A 21,367-nucleotide genomic window follows, 5' to 3' on the forward strand; every position below is an offset into this window, starting at 1 on the left:
GACTGAAGGTTGCATCGATGAGTGAACGGCCGCCCATCTCGCCCCGCAGCCCGCGCGCAGCGCTGGAGCCGGAACGCGTGCCGCCGCCGCCGCGCCGCTCCGACCGCGCCCGCAATCCGTTCGTGGTTGTCGGCAACGCGATCATCACCTTGCTCATCCTGGCCATGCTCGGCGTGGGCGCGGCCTACTATTATGGACGGCAGATCCTGGAAGCGGCAGGACCGCTGCAGGAGGACAAGGTCGTCAACATCCCGCAGCGCGCGGGCAAACGCGATATTGCCGACGTGCTCGCGCGTGAAGGTGTGATCGACGTCAATCCGTGGATCTTCATCGGTGGAGTCTATGCCCTGAAGGCCAGTTCCGACCTCAAGCCGGGCGAGTATGCGTTCCAGAAGAATGCATCGTTGCGCGACGTGATCGGCGTCATCGTCGAAGGCAAGGTCGTGCAGCATTCGGTGACCGTGCCCGAGGGCCTGACGTCAGAGCAGATCGTGGCCCGCCTGTCCGAGAACGAGATCTTCACCGGCAGCGTCCGCGAGATTCCGCGCGAAGGCACGTTGTTGCCGGAGACCTACAAGTTTCCGCGCGGCACCAGCCGCGATCAGGTCGTGCAACGCATGCAGCAGGCGCAGAAGCGCGTGTTGGCCGAGATCTGGGAACGGCGTAGTCCGGATCTGCCGGTCAGGACGCCGGAGCAGCTGGTGACGCTGGCTTCGATCGTCGAGAAGGAGACCGGCAAGCCCGACGAGCGCAGCCGGGTGGCCGCCGTGTTCGTCAACCGGCTGAAGCAGAGGATCAAGCTGCAGTCCGATCCGACCATCATCTATGGTCTGGTCGGCGGCAAGGGCACGCTGGGCCGTCCGATCAAGCGCAGCGAGATCACCCAGCCGTCGCCCTACAACACGTATGTGATCGAGGGCCTGCCGCCGGGACCGATCTCCAACCCCGGCCGCGCCTCGCTGGAGGCGACGGCCAATCCGGCGCGCACGCGCGATCTCTATTTCGTCGCCGACGGCACCGGCGGCCATGCTTTCACCGAAACCTACGACCTGCACCAGAAGAACGTCGCCAAGCTCAGGGCGATGGAGCGGCAGACCCAGAACGACACCGTCGAGCCCGACGAGGCGCCGCCTGCCGTCGCGGGTGGCGCGGCCGATCCGGCGGCCGGAGCGACCCCACGGGCGCCCGCAGCGGCAAAGAAGCCGCCGGCCAACCGCGCCACCGGCGGAGTTGCACCGGGGGCCGCACCTGGCAACGGCGCCCGTCAGGGGGCGGCGCAGCCGAGCCCGCCGGTCGTTCAGCAATAATTTCCCACGCATGTCGGCCGCGCAGAACCGGGCTTAACATTTGCCCAAAAGGCCGTAAGGTTCGCGCACTTTCGGCGGGGGTTGAGTCTGTCCCCGTTCCCAATGTGCCGGAGACATGGACGAAATGGCGCTGTCGAGCATGACCGGCTTTGCCCGTAGCCACGGGGCAAGCGGTCCCTACTCGTTCGAGTGGGAGTTGAAGTCGGTCAACGCCAAGGGATTGGACGTCCGGGTGCGATTGCCGCAGGGCTGGGACGAGGTCGAGGCCTTCGCCAAGAAGCGCGCGACGGAAGTCCTGTCGCGCGGCACGGTCTATGCGAATCTCACCGTCAAGCGCACCGAGACCGGGTCGACGGTGCGAATCAACGAGGACGTGCTGGCTGCGGTGGTGAAGATGGCGAGCTCGCTCGCCGGCAGGATTGACGCGGTCGCACCGAGCATTGACGGGCTGCTGTCGATCAAGGGCGTGATCGAGGTGGCCGAGCCGGAGAGTGACGAGGCCGAGGACAAGGCCGCCAAAGAGGCGGCGATTGCAGGCTTCGACACCGCTCTGAAACATCTCGTCGAGATGCGCCGGCGCGAGGGCGACACGCTCGGTCAGATCCTCAATCAGCGCGTCGACGAAATCGAGGCGTTGGCGAAAAGGGCGGAGGCGTCGCCGGGCCGCAAGCCCGAGGCGATCAAGGCGCGGCTGGCCGAACAGGTGGCAGCCCTGCTCGAAACCTCCGACCGCTTCGATCCCGATCGCCTGGCGCAGGAGGCGCTGCTGATCGCGGCCAAGGCCGACGTGCGCGAGGAACTCGATCGCATCGCCTCGCACATCGCGCAGGCGCGCGAGATGCTCGGCAAGGGCGGGCCCGTCGGCCGCCGGCTCGACTTCCTCGCCCAGGAATTCCATCGCGAGGTCAACACCACCTGCTCGAAGTCGAACGACATCGAGCTGACGAACATCGGCCTGGAGATGAAGACCGTGGTCGAGCAGTTTCGCGAACAGGTTCAGAATCTGGAGTGATCCATGGCGGCTCACGACGGAAGCTTCGATGGGGTCGAGCGGCGCGGGCTGATGTTCGTGCTGTCATCGCCTTCGGGGGCAGGCAAGACGACGCTGTCGCGCCTGCTGATCGAGCGCATGTCGGGCCTGCGGATGTCGGTCTCGGCGACGACGCGTCCGATGCGGCCTGGTGAGGTCGACGGCCGCGACTATCACTTCGTCGACCGGGCGCGCTTCGAGGACATGGCCAAGCGCAACGAGCTGCTCGAATGGGCCACCGTGTTCGACAATCGCTATGGCACGCCGCGCGCGCCGGTCGAAGCGGCGTTGTCGGCGGGCCAGGACGTGCTGTTCGACATCGACTGGCAGGGCACGCAGCAACTGCGCGAGAAGGCGCGGCAGGACGTCGTCAGCGTGTTCATCCTGCCGCCGTCCGCCGCCGATCTGGAGAAGCGTCTCCACACGCGCGCGCAGGACTCCGACGAGGTCATCCGCGGGCGCATGAGCCGCGCCAGCCACGAGATGAGCCACTGGGCGGAGTACGACTACATCGTCATCAACCGCAACGTGGACGATGCGTTCGCCGAGGTGCAGTCGATCCTCAAGGCCGAGCGCCTGAAGCGCGAGCGCCGGACCGGATTGACGACCTTCGTGCGCGAGCTGCAGCGCCAGCTCGAGAGCTGAAACGCCTTCCGTCTACGCCCGCCGGCCGAGGCGCGCCAGGATGTCCTGGATGCCGTCGAGCTCATCATCCTGCTGAATGTTGCGCGGCCGCGGCCGCAGCGCCGGAGGCCGCGGAATGAAGTCGAGCGGCGGGGTCGCCGGATCCTCGAACGGCGTCGGCACGAACAGGGGACGCTGCTGCGACGGGCGCTGTGGCTGCTGCTGCGCCTGCGGTCTGTCGATAGGTAGCGCGGCGGGGATCGACGACCGCGATTCCAGGAGACTCATCAGTCGGGCCGCGGGATCATCATGCATGTGCGCGACGTCCTGCTGAGCCTCGACGGAGAACTCCTCCTGCTGCGGCTCTGCCTCCAGCTCGTCTTCGGGCAATGAAAAGCGCGACTGCAGAAGGTTGATCAGCGCCGCCGCAGGATCGTCGAGCTCATCGTCTTCGGCGGCAGGGGCTTCCGACATCATCGCGGGTCCGCCCACGGCGATGTCATCGTCAGGCTGAGGGGCCGGTTGTCGTGCCGCATGCGCGCGAAGCGTCTCGATCAGTGCGGCCGCTGGATCGGCTGGTGCCGTTGACGGCGCGCGCGGGGAGGCAGGCTGATCGGGCGTCCCGGGAACGGGCTGAGCGACGGGCTGGCCGCCACGCGGATGGTTCGTCAGGTGTTGCGACGCCTGCGTGGTCCGGGGTGCAGCGTCCGCCTGCGTTGGCGGAGCCGTCTCAGCGAGGGCCGCTGCAGCCGGATCATCGCTAGCCTCGCCGGGTTGCGTGGCGTGCCGCTTGGCCGCGCGCGACACCAGCAGCGCGGCAATCACCTTGGCGGCGTCGATCGGAGCGCCGGCAGAGGGGGACGTGACATCGCTGCTTCGGGCCTTGCGCAGCGCCGACACGATTTCGCTGACGTCGACAGGGGCAGGTGGGGCGGCGGTCGCGGCAGCCTGCGCCGGTGGCGGGGCGGCTGGCGGCATTGCTGCGGCTGCCTGGATGCGGGTGGGATTCGCTGGTTCAACCCGCTGCGCCGCCGGCCAGGGCTCGGCGGGCGCGGTCGGTGCCGCATAGGTCGGCGAGCGCGGCGAGGCGGCTGCAGCAGCGGCGCTCGCCTGGGCTGCTGCAATCTTGGCGGCAGCGGCCTGCGCCGCGGCCATCTGGGCAGCCGCCAGTTGTGCCTGCGCCGGAGCAGCAGGCGATGCGGCAGTTGCGGCAACCGGCGATGGCGGCGCGTTGGTCGCAGCGATCTGTGCCCCGGAAGGCTCGGCCCGGCGCACTGCTGCGCGATCCACCAACTCATCGACCGCCTGCCATACTGCGTCGGTGGATTGTGATCGTTGCATCTCCGCAGCCGCGTCCCGGTCGCGTCGGCGTGCGGCCACGGCCGGGTGATCCTGATGCTGGGGAGACGGCGCCGGTCGCTGCGCACGGGGGTCGATCTGGTCCGTTGAAGCGGACAGCCGCGCGCTGGCGAGGTCGAGCGCCGAAGCCGGCTGGGAGCCGCGGCTGCCGCCTGGCTGGGATGGTGCCGCCGGCATGCTGCCGCGGTTCGCACGCATCCCGCCCTGCGGCGCCTTGGAGCGTGGTTTGATGCGACTGCGGCGCATCCGTACTGCGTCCGCGTGCCAGCTGCCGTTGCGCCGTTGCCGCCGTCCCATCCGGCTGAGCCGATAGAGCGCGCTCGCCAGCAGTCCTGAAATCGCGAGTGCGCCGATGACCACGAGCATGAGCACGTGGATGGGCGCTTCGGGCTTGCTCGGCTTGGGTGCGATGATCGGCCCGTCGGCAGTCGGCGCCGCATTCGCGTCCGGCTCCGCATTGCCGTCGTCGGCCATTGCCGGTGGTGGCGCATCGGCCGCGATCGGGTCCGCCTGTTGCGGCGGGGCAGAGGGCCAGGGCGAGCTATCGAGGCTGCGCGGCAGGCTGGTGTCCGATGCCGTCAGCGTCGTCGGCGTGGCGAGAGTCTGCGGCTTCGGCGTGCCCCGCACGGCGAGATCGGCACGCAGCCGCGGCTGCGGCGCTTCGGCGAGGGCGTCGCTGGTGCGAGCGACCGGGCCATCGCTGCGTCTCGGCGTCAGTTTGGGTGGAGCGGGCTGGGCGAAGTCCCAGGGAGTCGGCTGCTGCGCGGCCCGCATCGGTGCCGCGGCGTCACGGGTATTGCCGTTGGCGTCTTTCAGATACCAGCAACGCCGATTGGTGCCACGATCGAAACGATAGTACCAGCGTTGCGCGTCAGACTTCTCTCCCGTCGGCTCGGTCAGACATTCCTCCGCCGCCAACACGACGCGCGGCAGCACGAGCACGACGGTGCCGGCGATTCCGGCTGCAATGGCAAACGCAACTCCTGCCGTTCGGCTTGCCATTGAAGACTCCGGATACGCTTACGCAACGGCGCGTTCTCGGAGAGAAGTTGGGTGGCAATGAGCCGCAATTCCGGATTAATTCTGTCGCGATCCTTTCGTGCCCGAGTGCGGCTTTTTTCCCACAAAAGGATCCGCATCCCGTCTCGATTTTGGCCGCGCTAGCGCGCCAAATCGGTCACATCCGTGAAGATGGACCTGACTTTTCACCCTCAGGGATCCGAGGCGCGGCGCCGACAACCTCTACGTTTGTGGACAAATGATTGGCCACAGCGGCAGCGGTGCAGCACCGCCGCCGCGTGCGATGTCGCAACGGACGAGGGATCAGTTCGTCAGCACCACACGTCCGACCACATGGCCGGCGCGCAGCGCATCGATCCACTTCTGTACGTCAGCCATCGGCTCCTCGCGCATCGGCGGCGGCTTGATCTTGCCGGCGCGCGCGAGCGCCATCAACTCGTGCGCCTCAGTCAGCGTGCCGACCATGAAGCCCTCGATGGTCATGCGCTTGTACACCCATTGAACCATCGGCAGGGTGAACTGGCCGCCCATCAGTCCGGAGACGACGATCTTGCCGCCGCGTGCAACGACGGACACCGCAAAGGCCATCGACTTCTCGTTGCCGGCGAAATCGACGACCTCGTCGAAGCCGCCCTCGGTCTCCTTGAGGATGCGCTTGATCACATCCGGCTCGGCCGGATCGTAGGCCGTCGCGGCGCCATTCTTCAGCGCGGTCTCGCGCGCGGCCGCCGAGAGGTCGGCCACCGAGATCGGTTGCTTGAACATCGCCTGCGCGAACGACAGGCCCATCATGCCGACGCCGCCGAGTCCGATCAGCAGCAGATTGCGCTGGCGCGGCCGATCCACGAGGCGCTTGAGCGCGCCATAGGCCGTTACGCCGGAGCACATCAGCGTCGCGGCCTGATTGACCGGCAGCGGATCGTATTCCAGCAGATACTTCGCATCCGGCACCAGCACGTGGGTGGCGAAGCCACCGTCAATCGAGACGCCGAGGAAGCGCTGCTTGGCGCACAAATTCTCGTCGCCATTGGCGCAGTCGCGGCATTGGCCGCAGCCGATCCACGGAAACACTGCGCGGCGCGCGCCGATCAGTTCCTTCGGCACGTCGGGTCCGACCTCATCGACGACGCCGGCAATCTCGTGTCCGAGCGTGAAGGGGAGGGTCATGCCGCGCGTGGTGTCCAGGCGCTTGCCGCCGCCGAGATCGGCATAGCCGTCCTGGATATGCAGGTCGGAGTGGCACAGGCCGCAGCGCTCGATGCGAACCAGAACTTCCCGGCCTTGCGGCTTCGGCGTCTCGACGATGGTTTCGCACAGCGGTGCGTCGAACTTGACGAGCGACTGACGGCGCATCAACGCCATGATGAAACTCCCTGAAATGCTTGTTGATTAAGACTTGTTCGCGTCGCGACTATTGGTCAATTCGCGGGCCATGGCAACAAAGCCCGACACCGGAATGGTCTCGGCGCGGCGGGTGGGATCGACGCCTGCGGCGGCTGCGAGCCGCGCGGGATCCGCCGGCAGCGACTTCAGGCTCTGCCGCAGCATCTTGCGGCGCTGGCCGAAGGCGGCGGCGGCGACCTGCTCGAGCGCGCGGCGGTCGCAGGGTTCGGGCGACGGGCGCGGCACCAGCCGCACCACGGACGACGTGACCTTCGGCGGCGGCACGAAGGCGGATGGCGAGATGTCGAACAGGATCTTGGTCTCGCAGCGCCAGTTGGCGAGCACGCCGAGCCGGCCATAGGCGTCCTCGTTCTCGCGCGCGACGATGCGCTCGGCGACCTCGCGCTGAAACATCAGCACCATCATGTCGTACCAGGGCGGCCACGGCTCTGCGGAAAGCCAGCCGATCAGGAGGTGCGTCGCGATGTTGTAGGGCAGGTTGGCGACGATCTTCGCCTTGGTGCTGCCGAGGTAGGGCCGGACGTCGAAGGTGCGGGCGTCGGTGCAGACGATTTCGAGCCGCCCCGGATAGCGCGCGGCGATCGCCTGCAGCGCCGGGATCGCGCGCTCGTCGTGCTCGACCGCGATCACGTGGCGCGCGCCGAGCGCGAGCAGCGCCCGCGTCAGGCCTCCCGGACCGGGGCCGATCTCCACCACGGTGGCGTCCTCCAGCGGGCCGGCGGCGCGCGCGATCCGGGCGGTGAGATTGAGATCGAGCAGGAAGTTCTGGCCGAGCGCCTTGCGAGCCGACAGCTGATGATCGCGAATGACCTCGCGCAGCGGCGGGAGGTCGTCGATCGCGCTCATGACGACTGGCTGGCCATGCGCGCCGCGAGCTCGAGCGCCGCGATCAGGCTCGCCGGATTGGCGGTGCCCTTGCCGGCAATGTCGAACGCCGTGCCGTGGTCGGGCGAGGTGCGGATGAAGGGCAGGCCGAGCGTCACGTTGACGCCCTCGTCGAACGCCAGCGTCTTGATCGGGATCAGTGCCTGATCGTGGTACATGCAGATGGCGCAGTCATAGGTCTTGCGCGCGGCTTCATGAAACATCGTGTCTGCCGGCAGCGGTCCCTGCACGTCGAGGCCAGCATTGCGCAAGGTTGCGATCGCGGGCGCGATGATCGTGTCCTCTTCGGTGCCGAGCGTGCCGTCCTCGCCCGCATGCGGATTGAGGCCCGACATCGCAATGCGCGGCCGCGATACGCCGAAATAGCGGCGCAGGCTCGCCGCGACGATTCGCGTCGTCGACGTGATCAGCGGGCTCGTCAGCTGGTCGATCGCATCGCGCAACGCGACGTGGATCGTCACAGGCACCACGGCGAGAACAGGCGACCACAGCATCATGACCGGCTGTGGCGTGGCTCCGCCATCCGCGGCGAGCTCGGCGAGAAATTCGGTATGGCCGGGATGCGAGAAGCCGGCACGGTAGAGCACGGCCTTGGCGATCGGGTTGGTCACGACGGCGCTGGCGCGTCCGGCCCTCACGTCGGCCACGGCCTCCCGGATCGAGCCGATGGCCGCCTCGGCACTCGTCGTGTCCGGGCGGCCCGGCGGGGCCGTCACGGCGTGCCCGGTGGGGACCACGGGCAGCGCGGTCGCAAACGCCTGCGCCGCTTGTTCGGGACGAACCTCGTCCACGGTGACGGGGAGGTCGAGCAGCTTGGCGCGCTGAGCCAGGAAGGCAGGATCACCGCGCACGTAGAAGGCGGGGAGGCCGAGCTCGGTGCGGCGCAGCCACGCCTGCAGGGTGATGTCGGGGCCAATGCCTGCCGGTTCCCCCAGGGTCAGCGCGAGCGGCTTCGTCATCAGCGATATTCGATCATCGCCGCCTTGCGGACTTCCTGCAGATAGGCCTTGGAGGTGGCCTCGTATTTCTTGGTGTACATCTGCTCCTTGATCTCGCGCTTCTTCGGCGTGTCGATCGTGGTCGGAGTCCGCGAGCAGAGCGCCACCATCTGAATGCCCTGCCGCGTCGCTTCCGGCGGAGTCAGGTGGCCGATCGGTGTGTCATCGAGCAGCTTGCGCAGATTCGGCGGAATGTCGGCGGACGTCTTGACGACGATCTCCTTGATGACCGCGTTCGCCGTCGTCTTGAAGATGTTGTTGGCTTCGGCGCAGGTCTGCACCCGTGAGCGCAGCGCTTCCGCCTCCTTGTGACGTGCTTCCATCAAGCCCTGGTTCGAGGAGTTCGACACGATCAGCACGATCGGCTGCATCTTGTACTCGAACGCCTGGCCCTGCTGATCGCCGTCGCCGCCGGCAGCGGCGACGGCCGCGGCCACGTCCTTGTCGGAGACGAGCAGACGCTCCTTGTAGCGGCCGCGCACCAGGCTGCTCCAGACGATCTCCGCCTTGATGCGGGCCTTCAGCGTCTCCGGCCGCACGCCCTGGCTCTCCAGCGATTTGGTCAACTGTTCCGGGTTGAGCCGCATGCGAGAGCCCATGCCAGCAAACGATTGGTCGACGTCGGAGGCGGTCGGCTCGACGCCGAACTTCTTGCCTTCCTTGATCTTCACCTTGTCGTCGATCAGCTCGTCGATGATCTCCTGGCGGGACTGATGCTTGCGCGTGCTCAGGAAGTTCAGCTTGGTGCGCTGCTCGATGTCATAGTCGGTGATGGGATCGCCATTGACCATGACGACGATGCTCTGGGCGCGAGCCGACATCGTTCCGATGCCGCAGGCGAGTGCGGCAAGAGTGCAGATGGCCAGGGCCCGAAGGCGAGGAGAGAACGCGATCGTCATGACCAAGCTTCGCTGTCGCTATTGATCCAACTGGAAGCCGCGCCACGGCTCCCGACGAGGGACTTTCGAACCCCACGGAGCGGCCCGTCGGAGACTGGCGCGCACTACTGAAGGCCGCCAGCCCCGGTTCCCGTCGACGAGGTCGTGGCAAGCGTCCGAAGCCCGATCTGGAGCATATAGGCATGGCTCAGAACGGGTGGAGTGGTGCCTGCCGTATAGTTATACGACGTTACATAGTTGGCGGCCAGCACGAAACAGTCGTCCACATAGCCCGCGCCGATCACATACTGGTTGATCTTGTTGGCAGCGAGGTCCCACCGCGCGGCGCCCGTCACGACCCAGTTCGGTGCCACCTTGACCGAGCCGCTACCCAGGATGCCCTCACGACGGGTGAGGTAACCGATCGCCGGATCGGCAGCATAGTTGCCGTAGGTCAGGGCCACCGACCAGCGGTCGAAGTTCGCCTTGGCTTCCGCCTCGAAGCGCTGGATGTTCAGGGTCTGCTGGTCGAACCGGCTGCGCATGCTGAACGTGTAAGTGCGGTTCGGCGAGTAGTCGACCCGCGCCACGTAGTCCGAGACGTTCTTGTCCAGGCCGGAGCCGATGGCGGTGTTGTTGGCGTCCTGCACCGCGAACGAGTTCATCCCGAACAGGTGATAGGACTGGCCGAACAGCACGTTGATGGTGCCGCCGCGGTCGAACTGCGTGGTCGCCTGGACGCCGACATTGGCGCGCCCGCCGCCCTCGACGCGGTCGTAGCCGGAGAACTTGTCGACGCTGAACAGGTTGCTGGCGTCGAACACCATGCTCTGGGCGTCCTCGTTCGGCAGCCGGCCGGCATAGGTCTCGTTCGGCCGGATGATCACTTGCGCGATCGGCTCGATCGTCGTCGTGCCCCACGGCTGAACGTTGATGAACGGGTAGCGATATTCCAGGCCGACCGTCGGCATCAGCCGCAGCGCCTGGGTGTCGCCGGTCTGCAGGAAGTTGCCCACACCCGGCTGGTTCGAGACGTTGGCGTTGATCGCATCCGCGCGCAGGATCGCGAACGGCGTCCAGATCTGGCCGTAGGGATCCGTGAACGACCGCCGCCACTCCGCCTGCGCAGTCAGGCGGGTGTAGGTGCCGGGCGTGGCGCGCAGCAGGCACTGCGTCGGCAGGCGCGCAAGCGGGTCAGCCGATGTCGTCGTGCACAGGCCGTTGGTGTTGGCCGTGGTGGTGATCGGATCGAACACCGCCGTCTGGCGGCTCAGATTGACGAAGTTGGTCTTGTAGCTGAACTCGCCGCCGAACACGGGATAGTTCAGCACGTTCGAGTAATCCAGCACCGGATAGACCACCGGCACGGTCTGCTGGTTGCCCGAGAAGCTCAGATAGTGGATCGCCCTGACGTCGAAGAAGCTGCGGCTGCCAACGCCGGTCAAATACAGCTGCGAGATCGCCTCGGTCGGCAGGCTCATGAACGAGTTGAACGGGTCGCGGTACTGCGCCAGCCGGTAATCCGACAGGAACATGTAGTCGGACAGCAGGATGCCGTCCCAGCCCCAGACCCACTTGTCGTTGAGCGCGAACTGGCCCTTGGTGTCGACGCCGCCGCGGAACTGGCGGTCGCCCGGCTGGCCGGCGAAGGCGTTGCGGTCGAGCTGATCGATGCCGTACAGGCGCACCTGATAGCCGCCATTGCTGAGGCGCTGGCGGAACTCGGTCTGCAGCAGCACGCCCTGCTTGGAGGTGATGCGCGGCGTGAAGGTCGCGTCGTAATCCGGCGCGATCGCCCAGTAATAGGGGATGTCGACGCCGAAGCCGTAGCCGCCGGTCTGGGTGACGCCGGGCATCAGGAAGCCGCTCTTGCGCTTCACGGTCGGATCGGGCGTCGAGAAGTAGGGGATGTAGGCCAGGGGAACGCCGAAGAATTCGAGCTGGGCGTTCTCGAAATACAGCATCTTCTCGGTCTGGTCGTGGATGATGCGCGCACCCTTGACCTGCCACAGCGGCGGCTTCTTCGGATCGTCCTTGCACGGCGCGCAGGCGGTGTACACGCCGTTCTCGAAGACGGTGTAATTGCCCTTGGAGCGGTCGGCGCGGGTCGCCGCCATCCGCGTCTGATCCTCGGTCTCGACGCGCAGCGAATCGACAAAGCCGTCACGATAGTCGTCCGACAGATCGAGGCTGTTGGCGTAGGTGATCTTGCCGTCGGCGTCGGTCATGCGGATGTTGCCTTCCGCATGCAGGCGCTTGGTCTTCTGGTCGTAGATCACCCGGTCGGCCTCGACCGAGGTGCCGTTGTAGAACAGTTGCACGTTGCCGACCGCCGACACGCGCGAGTTGTTGTAGTCGTAATCGACCTCGGTCGCCTGCACCAGCATCTGGTTGTCGTTGGCGACGCGCGGCGGCGGCGCCTTGGGCGGGCGCGGATTGTAGGTGAAGCCCTGCGCGACGGCAGGGGTCGGCGCCACGACCGCGGTCGCAGCAGCGACCATCAGGCCGAGCCCGCAGGCCAAAACGAATCCAAGTACGCCAGACCCGGCGCGACGCACGCGCGCGCAACCGACGCGCGCAACGGCATGCTGCCGAAGCGCGGCGAGCGCTGTCTGACGGACGGCAACGAACGACACTAGCCGTCCTCCTGGTAGAGCAAGGCCATGAAGCCCGTGAGGCCGCCGACGAACACCGGCAGCCACGCCGCAGCGATCGGATTCATCAACTCAGCCTTGCTCAAATCTTCAGTTACTTTCGACAGAACGTAGAGCAGAAACCCGGCGCCCACGCCACTCAAAACCATTTTCTGTACGCCACCCATTCGGAAGAACCTGAGCGACACGGACGCAGCCAGCATGACCATCGCAGCCAGCAAAAACGGCTGCGCGATCAGCTTATGATACTGCAGTTTGTACCCCGCGGTCGCGAAGCCCGAGCTCTCCGACGAGCGGATGTATGTCGGAAGTTGCCAAAACGACACAGTTTCGGGGGTGGAGAAGCTGTTTCGGACCTGTGCCGGCGTCAGGCTGGTCGGAAGAATGTACGTCGGTTCGTCGACCGGCGGCGCATCGAGGGAGAATCGGCGCACGGACCGGAAGACCCACCGGCCTTCTTCCAGGGTCGCCTCGCGCGCTTCGATTCGTTCCTTGAAGTGCTTGTCCGTATCAAAACGGAACAGGGTCAGTCCGGTCAGGCGGACGCCCTGCTGCTCGCTGCGCGCGGCATTGATGATGACAGAGCCGTCGGGGTTGATCTGGTTGAGCCAGAAGCCGGCCGCGTCCTGCACGCCGCCGCCCGGGGCGGCGCCGAACAGCTCGGCCTCCATGCGCTTGGAGAGCTCGCGCAGATTTGCCGACATCGGGTTGTAGAGGGTCGTCGCCATCAGCCCGAGCACGATGGCGCTTGCCAGCGCCGGCGCGATGAACTGCCAGGCGGAGACCCCGGCCGCGCGTGCCACCACGAGTTCGAGTCGGCGCGACAGCGCGAGATAGCAGGTCATGGCGCCGATCAGGACGCAGAACGGCATCATCTTCTCGAGCAATTGCGGCACCCGGAACAGCGACGTCTCCGCCACCATCAGCGCCGAGGCCGAGGCGAGCCCGGAGGTCTTGCGTACCATCTCGATGTAGTCGACGAGCACGAGCAGGATGAAGATGCTCGCGAACACGCCGACCGCCGAGACCAGGAAGCGGCCGGCGAAATAGCGCCCGAGCGTGTTGGTGACCATGCTCATGCGGTGGCCGGCCTTCCGAACAGGCGTGCGATCCGCGCGTTCGAGCGGTTGATGGCTTCCATCAGCCGCGCCGGCGGCTCGACCACCACGCCGCCGATGATGATCCAGATGCTGAGGCCGAGCACGCCGAACAGCATGACGTACTGCACCAGCGCCGCCATCGGCGTCTTCACGGTCATGACCGAGCAGGCGAAGCCCGCCATGCGGACGCCGAACACGGCGAGAATGGCGCTGCCGAACGAGAAGTTGCGGCTCTGGCGTGTGGTCCGCGGCGCGCCCAGGAATGCGAAGGTGAGGGCCGCGAAGGCGAACGGATAGATCGGCGCCAGGAAGCGGTCGTGCAATTCCTGGCGGAATTGTCCCGGGATCTGCTTGTAGATCGGATCGTTTTCGGCGGGCGCCATCAGTTCCCACAGATAGCGCTCGCGGATGCCGAGCGTGACGTCGCGGCCCTGGTTCGAAAACTTCGACATGTCGAAGGCGTAGCGGGCGAACGCGACCATCGCCGGCTCGCGCTTGCCGAGCTCGAAGCGTTCCAGATTGCCGTCCTCCAGCACCAGGAACGAGCCGTCGGCATTCTTCACGACGGTGCCCTTCTCGGCGATGATCGTGATTCGCTCCTTGGGGTCGCGGCGGTCGTCGATCAGGATGCCGGACAGCTCACCGCCGGGTTGGCGCTCGCGGATCCGGATGGTCAGGTTCTGGTCGAGCTGCGCGAACCGCCCGGGCTGCAGGATGTTGGCGAGCACGTCGGCGGTGATCTCGGCATCCCACTGCTTGATCCGACGCAGGCCGTCGGGGGCGAAGAAGGCGGCGATCACCGTCACCAGCACGGCTACCGCGCAGGTGGCATAGGCGAACGGCACGAACAGCCGGATCGGCGACATGCCGGCGGCGTTCATGACGATGATCTCCGAATCGGTCGCCAGCTTGTTCAGCGTGTGCGAGACCGCGATCATCAGCGCGATCGGCGCGATGACGCCGAGCAGGGAGGGAATCACGAGCCCGGTGATGCCAAGGAAGGTCAGGATCGTCTGGCCCTGGCTGGTCATTAGGTCGATGCCGCGCAACGCCTGCGTAATCCAGATCACGCCGGTGAGGCTGACCAACACCAGCGCGAACGACGCCAGCGTCGTGCGAAAGATGTACCTGTCGATGGACCCCATCGTCTGCGCTCGATCCCCAATCAGCAGTCCCGGAACGAGCGCTGCAGCCCCCCTTGAAACGGGTCCCCCAAGGCCGCTGTCGCCGTGACGTTCCAAGAGCAGTGAATATCATTACCATCTCGTTGATCCGTCGACAAAATGGCTGTGGCGTGGCGCCCCGAAAATACGGTCAAAATTTCATGATTGTGACTGGCCCGCCACGCGGCGCTTGGCAGCCGCGGCCCGGGCAGGTCATACTGCTGCCAAGTTGGGTTCCGAACTGCCGCCATCCGCGTCTGGTCCTTGAGGTTTTCGGCCGGACGTGGCGGCTCATCACGTCGAAATTTGGAGGATTGCTTGATGTCCGACGCCGTCAAGGTCGGCTTCGTCCCGCTGTCGACCGCCCCGCGTGGCATCGTGGTGGCGTTCTGCGATGACACTCTGCGTCTTGGAGTCGCGACCGAGAAGGCGCTCGGGGGAGCCTCGGACCTGATCAAGCGCGCGGCCGGGGCAGCCCGGTTCAAGGGCAAGGATGGCGCGGTGTTGGATCTGCTGGCTCCTGAGGGAATCAAGATTCAGCGCTTGATCGTCATCGGCATCGGCAAGGGCTCGGACCTCAAGGACAAGGATTTCCTCAAATACGGCGGGACTTTAGCCGGAAAGCTGAACGCCGGAACTGAAGCGGTGGCGGTGCTCGCCGAGCTGCCTTCGGGACCGCTGTTGCCGGATCAGGTCAGCTCGCTGGCCGCCGGGATCCGGCTGCGGGCCTATCGGTTCGACCGTTACAAGACCAAGAAGAAGGACGAGGAGGGCGCCGTCAGCGCCAATGTCTCGATCGCCGTGGCGGACGTCGCGGCGGCCAAGAAGGCCTTCGCGCCGCGATCTCACGTGACCGACGGGGTGATACTGGCGCGCGATCTCGTCAACGAGCCGCCGAACGTGCTCTACCCGGAAGAGTTCGCCAAACGCGCTGCCGCCTTGCGCAAGCTCGGCGTCACCGTCGAGATCCTCGACGTGCCCGCGATGAAGAAACTCGGCATGGGCGCGCTGCTCGGCGTCGGCCAGGGCTCGGCACGGCCGAGCCGCACCGTCGTGATGCACTACAATGGCGGCAAGCGCGGCGAGCAGCCGGTCGCCTTCATCGGCAAGGGCGTGTGCTTCGACACCGGCGGCATCTCGATCAAGCCGGCCGGCTCGATGGAGGACATGAAGGGCGACATGGGCGGCGCGGCCTGCGTGGTCGGCCTGATGCATGCACTCGCCGCACGCAAGGCCAAGGCCAACGTGATCGGCGCCATCGGCCTGGTCGAGAACATGCCGGACGGCAACGCCCAGCGTCCGGGCGACATCGTCACCTCGATGTCGGGCCAGACCATCGAGATCATCAACACCGATGCGGAGGGCCGCCTCGTGCTCGCCGACGTGCTGTGGTACGTCGCGACCAAGTTCAAGCCGAAATTCATGATCGACCTGGCGACCTTGACCGGCGCGATCATGGTCGCGCTCGGCACCGAGCATGCCGGTCTCTTCACCAACAATGATGATCTCGCCGACAAGCTGTTCAAGGCGGGGCAGGAGACGGGTGAGAAGGTGTGGCGGATGCCGCTCGGCCACGAATACGACAAGCTGATCGATTCGCAGTTCGCCGACATGAAGAATACCGGCGGACGCCATGGCGGCTCGATCACCGCCGCGCAATTCCTGCAGCGCTTCGTCAACGACACGCCGTGGGCGCATCTCGACATCGCCGGCACCGCGATGGGCGCGCCGAAATCGGAGATCAACCAGAGCTGGGGATCGGGCTATGGCGTCCGGCTGCTCGATCGGCTGGTGTGGGACTCCTACGAATCCAGATCCGACACCAAAGCTGAAGCCAAATCCGGCGCCAAGGCGTGACGCGGGGCGATGACCGAAGTCCTGTTCTACCACCTGCAGAACATGACCGTGGAAGGCGTGCTGCCGCCGCTGCTCGAGAAGTCGCTCGAGCGCGGTTGGCGCGTCGTGGTGCAGTCGACATCGGAGGAGCGCGCGGATGCGCTCGATGCGCATCTGTGGACCTATCGCGACGATTCGTTTCTGCCGCACGCCACCTGGCGGGTGGCCGATGTGGCCGACCAGCCGATCGTGCTCGCGGTGGAAGAAAGCAATCCCAACGGCGCGAACGTCCGTTTCCTGGTGGACAACGCGGCGCTGCCATCGGACTCGCACAGCTACGAGCGCATGGTGCTCGTGTTCAACGGCGATGATGCGGACGCGCTCGCGGCTGCGAGATCGGTGTGGACCGATTGCAAATCGCGGGGATTCGAGGTCACCTACTGGCAGGCGGATGAACGGGGGCGCTGGCAGCGCCGACAATGATACGGAGGCCCGTGAAGCGCCAATGATGGCAGCGCCGCGTGATTAATGATAATCTGCCGATTTACCGGCAGAGCGTTGGCAAAGTCACGAACGTGCCGCAAAGTGATGTTGGGACAACACGTTAGAGTGTCCACAGGTTGCAATTCAGCAAGGTTCATCGTGCGAGACCACACCAAACAGCTGACGCGCGCTCTGGCGTTCCTTGTGCTTGCCCCGGTCGTCGCCGGATGCTCGAGCACGCCCGATTTCCTGTCCAAGGACGCCGAGTGGTTCAACCGGCCGCAGCGCCTGTTCATCAGAAACATCTCGATCGACGCGCCGCCGCTGACGCCGGACAAGCCGGTCACGGCTGAGGATCTTGTGAGCGCCGAAGGCGCATGCCCGGGCATGGCGCCTGCGGCCGATGCTGCGGGCGCGAACGCGCTGGCGAATGATCCCGCCGCCGCGACGCCGGCTGCCGGCGGCACCGTCGCACTCGGCCACACCGAATGCGACGTGGTGCGCGGCATCGGTGCACCCGACAACGTCAACATCTCGAGCAATGGCGGCGAGCGCGTGGCCACGGTGACCTGGCTGCGCGGCGCACGCGCCGGCGTCTACACGTTCAGCTCCGGCCGCCTGACCTCGGTCGAGCGCGCGCCCGATCCGGGACCGGCGCCGAAGGTGGCGAAGCCGAAGGCGAAGAAGCGGACGAGCTGACGGCGGGAGGCGGCGATGCAAATAACCGGCCTCCGTCGCGAGTTGGAGGAGGCCGGGTATGCGGTGCGCCGTGATTTTCTTCCTCGCGAATTGTTGGAGGCCGGCAATCGAATCAAGTCTCGGGCCAGTCGTGAGGCGAGAGCGGAGCCCCATCTCGGGCTTGTTGTCTCTGTCAACTTTTCGGTCGATTTCGCGCCCATCATTCTCTTCGATGCACAATATGAATTGTTGGAGCACGCCGGATACCGGGATGCGCGCTTCTTTGCTGGATTTCTGATCTCCAAGCCGGCCGGGTGTCCGAGGCTGCACTGGCACCAGGATTGGTGGGGCTGGTCGAGCGCCGTGAGTTACGGCGCCACGCCTCCAATTCTCTATTTCATGTACTATTTGACCGACACGAGTGCCGCAAACGGATGCTTGCGCGTGCTTCCCGGCAGTCATCGGCGCAAGAACGATCTACATGCATTGATCGAGGGCAGGCCGACACATCCCGATCGGGTTCTGCATGTCGACGACGTGCTGGTTTCCACAAGGCCAGACGAAGTTGATGTTGCTGTTCGGAAGGGGGATCTCATCGTTCGCGACGGCAGGCTCCTTCACGCATCCCATGCGAACAATTCGAGCGAAGACCGAGCCCTGATCGTATTGTCCTTCGTGCCGTTCTGGTCGGATCTCCCGGAGGGGCTGCAATGCGCCTTCGACAGAAAGCGGCCCAAGATCGAAAGATCCTGGCCGTCCGCCGAGGCCGAGCGCGTGCTGGATCGAGCGACGGTCTACAACGGCGCGTCGTCGCCGATCCATCTGCAGAGGACTCCGAACTTCGGCGACGATTAAGCTGCCGCGTCCTCCGCATCCAGCTCCATCACGACATCGGTCGCGTTCAACGTATCGCCCGCTTTGCGCCTGACCTGACTGATTGTCCCGGAGTAGGGAGCTTTCACCGACAGCTGTGATTTGGCCGCCTCGATGACGTAGAGGACCTCACCGGTCTTCACCTTTTGACCGGCCTTGACGCAGACGTCGTAGAGCAGGCCGTCAAGTCGAGCGTAAAGCTGCTTGTTCATGTTTCGTCCTCCTGAATCGCCTCAATCGAACCTCAAACATCAACGTCAGCTACCAAAAGTAGAGCAATTTTGATTCTGCTACAATGGCGCTTTCAATCTTATGGATGTATGTAGTCATCGTTGCTACCTCTAGCTCTGGGCATAGCGAGGCGCGCCATGAAGTGGTTCTTCAGCAAGTATCTTTTCGCAGGCATGATTGTCGTGGTTTCGTCGATTGCTGCGCGTGCCGACGTCCTGCCGGCGCCGTCGAGATGGACCAATCAACGAGGCTCGGTTCTCGAGATCTGGTCAGTCACCGATGGGCAGGTGCGAGGGCAATTCACCAACAACGCATCTGGGTTCGCATGCCAGGGTATTCCCTATCCGGTATCCGGCAGATCCGCCGGCAGCGCCGTTATGCTGGTCGTGACTTTTGCCCAGTGCAATTCCATCACGCGTTGGAGAGGCCAAGTCGGCGGCAATCAACTTCGGGCGAATTGGAATCTCTTCTACATTCAGCCCAACGGTGATCTCGGCAATCTGCCGGGTGCCGACCTGTTCCAGCGAACCAATTGATCCGGTCGCTCGCTCCGATCCCGCATTCAGCCGTGTTAGCCGCCGACCGCGAAGGCTTTCGACTTGGAAGCAGCTGAAAGCCGAGCTATCGGCGACTTTCGGCCGAATGCCGATCCGAGGCTCGGGGCACTTCAGCTCCCCGCCTCGTCATGCAGCGTGCTGGCTTCCAGCCACTGCTCCTCGGCGCGCGCCAGCGCGTCGGCGGCATTGGCCCGCGCCTTCGACAATTGCGCGGCCTGCTTTGGGTCGCGCGTGAAGATGTCGGGCAGCGACAGCGCGCCGTCGATCTTGGCGATGATCTCGGTGATGCGGGCGATCTCGGCTTCGGCTGCCGCAATCTTCTGCTTCAGCCCGCTGCGCTTGTTATCGCTGCGGGGCCGCTCGGTCTTCTCGGCGACCTGAGAGCGCTCGTTGTCGCGGGCCGGCGTGCTGCGCGTCGACAAGACCATGCGCCTGTAGTCATCGAGGTCGCCATCATAGGTCTTCACGGTGTGGTCGGCGACGACCCAGAGGCGGTCGGCGCAGGCCTCGATCAGATAGCGATCGTGCGACACCATGATCACGGCGCCGGGAAATTCGTTGATCGCTTCGGCCAGCGCGGCGCGGCTGTCGATGTCGAGATGGTTGGTCGGCTCGTCCAGGATGATCATGTTGGGGCCGAAGAAGGTCGCGAGCCCGAGCAGCAGCCGCGCCTTCTCGCCGCCCGACAGGCTCTTCACCAGCGTGTCGGCGGCCTTGCCGGAAAATCCGATCGCGCCGGCGCGCGCGCGCACTTTCGATTCCGGCGCATCGCCCATCAGCTTGCGCACGTGACTATACGGCGATCCGGTCTCGTCCAGCTCATCGAGCTGGTGCTGGGCGAAATAGGCGATCGACAGCTTGTCGGCGCGCGTGACCTTGCCGGAAAACGGTGTGAGCCGGCCGGCGAGCAGCTTCACCAGCGTGGACTTGCCATTGCCGTTGGCGCCGAGCAATGCGACGCGGTCGTCATTGTCGATGCGTAAGGTGACTCTGTTGAGCACCGGTTGCACGGGATCGTAGCCGACCGAGGCGTTGTCGACCGCGATGATCGGCGGCGACAGCAGTCGCTCCGGTGCGGGGAAGGTGATCTCGTGCACGTCCTGGGTGACGAGCGCGGTGATCGGCTTCATCCGCTCCAGCATCTTGACGCGGGACTGCGCCTGGCGCGCCTTCGAGGCCTTGGCCTTGAAGCGCTCGACGAAGGCCTGCAGCCGCGCACGCTCCGCTTCCTGGCGCTTGACCGCCTTGGCATCGAGCATCTCGCGGGTGGCGCGCTGTTCCTCGTAGGAGGAGTAGCTGCCGCGATACAGCGTGAGCTTGCAACGGTCGAGATGCAGGATCTGGTCGACGGAGGTTTCCAGGAGATCGCGGTCGTGGCTGATCACGATCACCGTGCGCGGATAATGCGCCAGATGATCCTCGAGCCACAGCGTGCCCTCGAGGTCGAGATAGTTGGTCGGCTCGTCCAGCAGGAGCAGGTCGGGCGCGGCGAACAGCGTTGCCGCAAGGGCGACCCGCATGCGCCAGCCGCCGGAGAACTCGGCGCAGGCTCGCGCCTGATCCGCGGCGGAAAATCCAAGGCCGCTGAGAATAGCGGCCGCGCGCGCTGGGGCGGAATGCGCGTCGATGTCGACGAGCCGGGTCTGGATCTCGGCGATGCGGTGTGCGTCATGGGCGGTCTCGGCCTCCTGCAGCAGCGCATGCCGCTCGAGGTCGGCCCGGAGAACCACCTCGATCAGGCTTTCGGGCCCGCTCGGGGCTTCCTGGGCCAGGCTGCCGATGCGCCACCGCGGCGGCACGGTGATGCTGCCGGTCTCCAGCGACAGTTCGCCGCGGATCGCCTTGAACAGGGTCGACTTGCCGGTGCCGTTGCGGCCGACCAGTCCGACGCGCGCGCCGGGCGGAATCTGCACTGAGCTCTGGTCGATGAGAAGCCGTCCGGCGAGGCGGATGGAGATGTCGGTGATGGAAAGCATGCGCGCCTTGTCACCGCGCGCGCGGCCAAAGGCAACCGCTTTGTCGCGGTCTCAGCGGCCGGAGAGGCTCATCCCGGTCTCGTCGCGCTTTCGCAACTCGTTCATCAGGTCCGCAAGCTGAGCCGGCAGACGAGAGCCGTCCGGCGGCAGGCTGCGTTGCAGGCGTTCGCCGACGGCCTCGCAGATCGACCGGCTGGTCTTGCGATCGAGCGCCTCGCTGAAATCGGCGGTGCGGCCAGACATGAGGGAGTTCCACGAGCAGTTGCAGGACGATGCCGTAACAAGTCGTGACCGCTCGATTTGTTTCCCGC

At 65.7% G+C, this 21,367-nt stretch carries 19 protein-coding genes; 8 read left to right on the forward strand and 11 right to left on the reverse strand.

The features are described from left to right. The first annotated feature begins 17 nt into the window (after window positions 1–17). From mltG to gmk, 3 genes are all read left to right on the forward strand, one after another. A complete protein-coding gene (gene mltG, locus QW863_RS00795; RefSeq protein ID WP_315767262.1) occupies window positions 18–1,307 on the forward strand; it encodes an endolytic transglycosylase MltG in 1,290 nt (429 codons plus the stop codon). 124 nt (window positions 1,308–1,431) lie between these two features. Next, window positions 1,432–2,319, forward strand: coding sequence for a YicC/YloC family endoribonuclease (locus QW863_RS00800; RefSeq protein WP_315712651.1), 888 nt, complete (start codon window positions 1,432–1,434; stop codon window positions 2,317–2,319). A gap of 3 nt (window positions 2,320–2,322) precedes the next feature. Then, window positions 2,323–2,982 (forward strand): guanylate kinase, encoded by a 660-nt coding sequence (gmk, locus tag QW863_RS00805; protein WP_172109343.1) that lies wholly within the window; start codon window positions 2,323–2,325, stop codon window positions 2,980–2,982. Window positions 2,983–2,994: 12 nt separating this feature from the next. Here gmk and QW863_RS00810 read toward each other — a convergent pair whose 3' ends face one another. The 8 genes from QW863_RS00810 to lptF all read right to left on the reverse strand — a co-directional run bounded on the left by QW863_RS00810 (window position 2,995) and on the right by lptF (window position 14,404). Beyond that, complete coding sequence (locus QW863_RS00810) at window positions 2,995–5,262, reverse strand: hypothetical protein (RefSeq protein WP_315712401.1); 2,268 nt, start codon at window positions 5,260–5,262, stop codon at window positions 2,995–2,997. Between the two features lie 381 nt (window positions 5,263–5,643). Next, entirely contained in the window at window positions 5,644–6,702 is a 1,059-nt protein-coding gene (locus QW863_RS00815) for an alcohol dehydrogenase (protein ID WP_315712400.1), read from the reverse strand. Between the two features lie 27 nt (window positions 6,703–6,729). After that, complete coding sequence (gene rsmA / locus QW863_RS00820; RefSeq protein ID WP_315712399.1) at window positions 6,730–7,590, reverse strand: 16S rRNA (adenine(1518)-N(6)/adenine(1519)-N(6))-dimethyltransferase RsmA; 861 nt, start codon at window positions 7,588–7,590, stop codon at window positions 6,730–6,732. Continuing rightward, window positions 7,587–8,588, reverse strand: a complete 1,002-nt coding sequence (gene pdxA, locus QW863_RS00825; protein WP_315712398.1) for a 4-hydroxythreonine-4-phosphate dehydrogenase PdxA — start codon at window positions 8,586–8,588, stop codon at window positions 7,587–7,589. Before pdxA ends, rsmA begins: the two co-directional genes overlap by 4 nt. Then, window positions 8,588–9,526, reverse strand: coding sequence for a SurA N-terminal domain-containing protein (locus tag QW863_RS00830; protein WP_315712396.1), 939 nt, complete (start codon window positions 9,524–9,526; stop codon window positions 8,588–8,590). Before QW863_RS00830 ends, pdxA begins: the two co-directional genes overlap by 1 nt. Window positions 9,527–9,630: 104 nt before the next feature. Beyond that, the gene (locus QW863_RS00835) at window positions 9,631–12,141 is read right to left on the reverse strand and encodes an LPS-assembly protein LptD (protein ID WP_315712394.1); all 2,511 of its coding nucleotides are present in this window, start codon (window positions 12,139–12,141) and stop codon (window positions 9,631–9,633) included. Further along, window positions 12,141–13,238 carry an LPS export ABC transporter permease LptG gene (gene lptG / locus QW863_RS00840; protein ID WP_315712392.1) on the reverse strand — a complete coding sequence of 366 codons (1,098 nt, stop codon included), beginning with the start codon at window positions 13,236–13,238 and terminating at the stop codon, window positions 12,141–12,143. The genes QW863_RS00835 and lptG overlap by 1 nt, the downstream gene beginning before the upstream one ends. Beyond that, window positions 13,235–14,404, reverse strand: a complete 1,170-nt coding sequence (gene lptF, locus QW863_RS00845; RefSeq protein ID WP_315712390.1) for an LPS export ABC transporter permease LptF — start codon at window positions 14,402–14,404, stop codon at window positions 13,235–13,237. Before lptF ends, lptG begins: the two co-directional genes overlap by 4 nt. Before the next feature lie 339 nt (window positions 14,405–14,743). Here lptF and QW863_RS00850 point away from each other — a divergent pair, with 339 nt between their 5' ends. From QW863_RS00850 to QW863_RS00865, 4 genes are all read left to right on the forward strand, one after another. After that, on the forward strand, window positions 14,744–16,279 hold the full coding sequence (locus tag QW863_RS00850; protein ID WP_315712388.1) for a leucyl aminopeptidase: 1,536 nt from the start codon (window positions 14,744–14,746) through the stop codon (window positions 16,277–16,279). Between the two features lie 9 nt (window positions 16,280–16,288). After that, window positions 16,289–16,741, forward strand: coding sequence for a DNA polymerase III subunit chi (locus QW863_RS00855; protein ID WP_315712387.1), 453 nt, complete (start codon window positions 16,289–16,291; stop codon window positions 16,739–16,741). Between the two features lie 204 nt (window positions 16,742–16,945). Beyond that, entirely contained in the window at window positions 16,946–17,440 is a 495-nt protein-coding gene (locus tag QW863_RS00860) for a hypothetical protein (protein WP_315712649.1), read from the forward strand. Window positions 17,441–17,455: 15 nt separating this feature from the next. Next, the gene (locus QW863_RS00865) at window positions 17,456–18,274 is read left to right on the forward strand and encodes a phytanoyl-CoA dioxygenase family protein (RefSeq protein WP_315712386.1); all 819 of its coding nucleotides are present in this window, start codon (window positions 17,456–17,458) and stop codon (window positions 18,272–18,274) included. On the opposite strand, the gene QW863_RS00870 is transcribed toward QW863_RS00865, so the two are convergent. Next, window positions 18,271–18,504: an acetyl-CoA carboxylase biotin carboxyl carrier protein subunit gene (locus tag QW863_RS00870; RefSeq protein WP_315712384.1), complete on the reverse strand. Its 234-nt coding sequence runs from the start codon at window positions 18,502–18,504 to the stop codon at window positions 18,271–18,273. The two genes, QW863_RS00865 and QW863_RS00870, sit on opposite strands and share 4 nt — an antisense overlap. A gap of 156 nt (window positions 18,505–18,660) precedes the next feature. Here QW863_RS00870 and QW863_RS00875 point away from each other — a divergent pair, with 156 nt between their 5' ends. Continuing rightward, a complete protein-coding gene (locus tag QW863_RS00875; RefSeq protein ID WP_315712383.1) occupies window positions 18,661–19,059 on the forward strand; it encodes an avidin/streptavidin family protein in 399 nt (132 codons plus the stop codon). Window positions 19,060–19,190: 131 nt separating this feature from the next. Here QW863_RS00875 and QW863_RS00880 read toward each other — a convergent pair whose 3' ends face one another. Continuing rightward, window positions 19,191–21,056, reverse strand: a complete 1,866-nt coding sequence (locus tag QW863_RS00880; RefSeq protein ID WP_315712382.1) for an ABC-F family ATP-binding cassette domain-containing protein — start codon at window positions 21,054–21,056, stop codon at window positions 19,191–19,193. Between the two features lie 51 nt (window positions 21,057–21,107). Further along, a complete protein-coding gene (locus QW863_RS00885; protein ID WP_315712381.1) occupies window positions 21,108–21,299 on the reverse strand; it encodes a hypothetical protein in 192 nt (63 codons plus the stop codon). Window positions 21,300–21,367 lie beyond the last annotated feature (68 nt).

The organism is Bradyrhizobium sp. SZCCHNR1017, assembly GCF_032381375.1.
Taxonomy (GTDB): domain Bacteria; phylum Pseudomonadota; class Alphaproteobacteria; order Rhizobiales; family Xanthobacteraceae; genus Bradyrhizobium.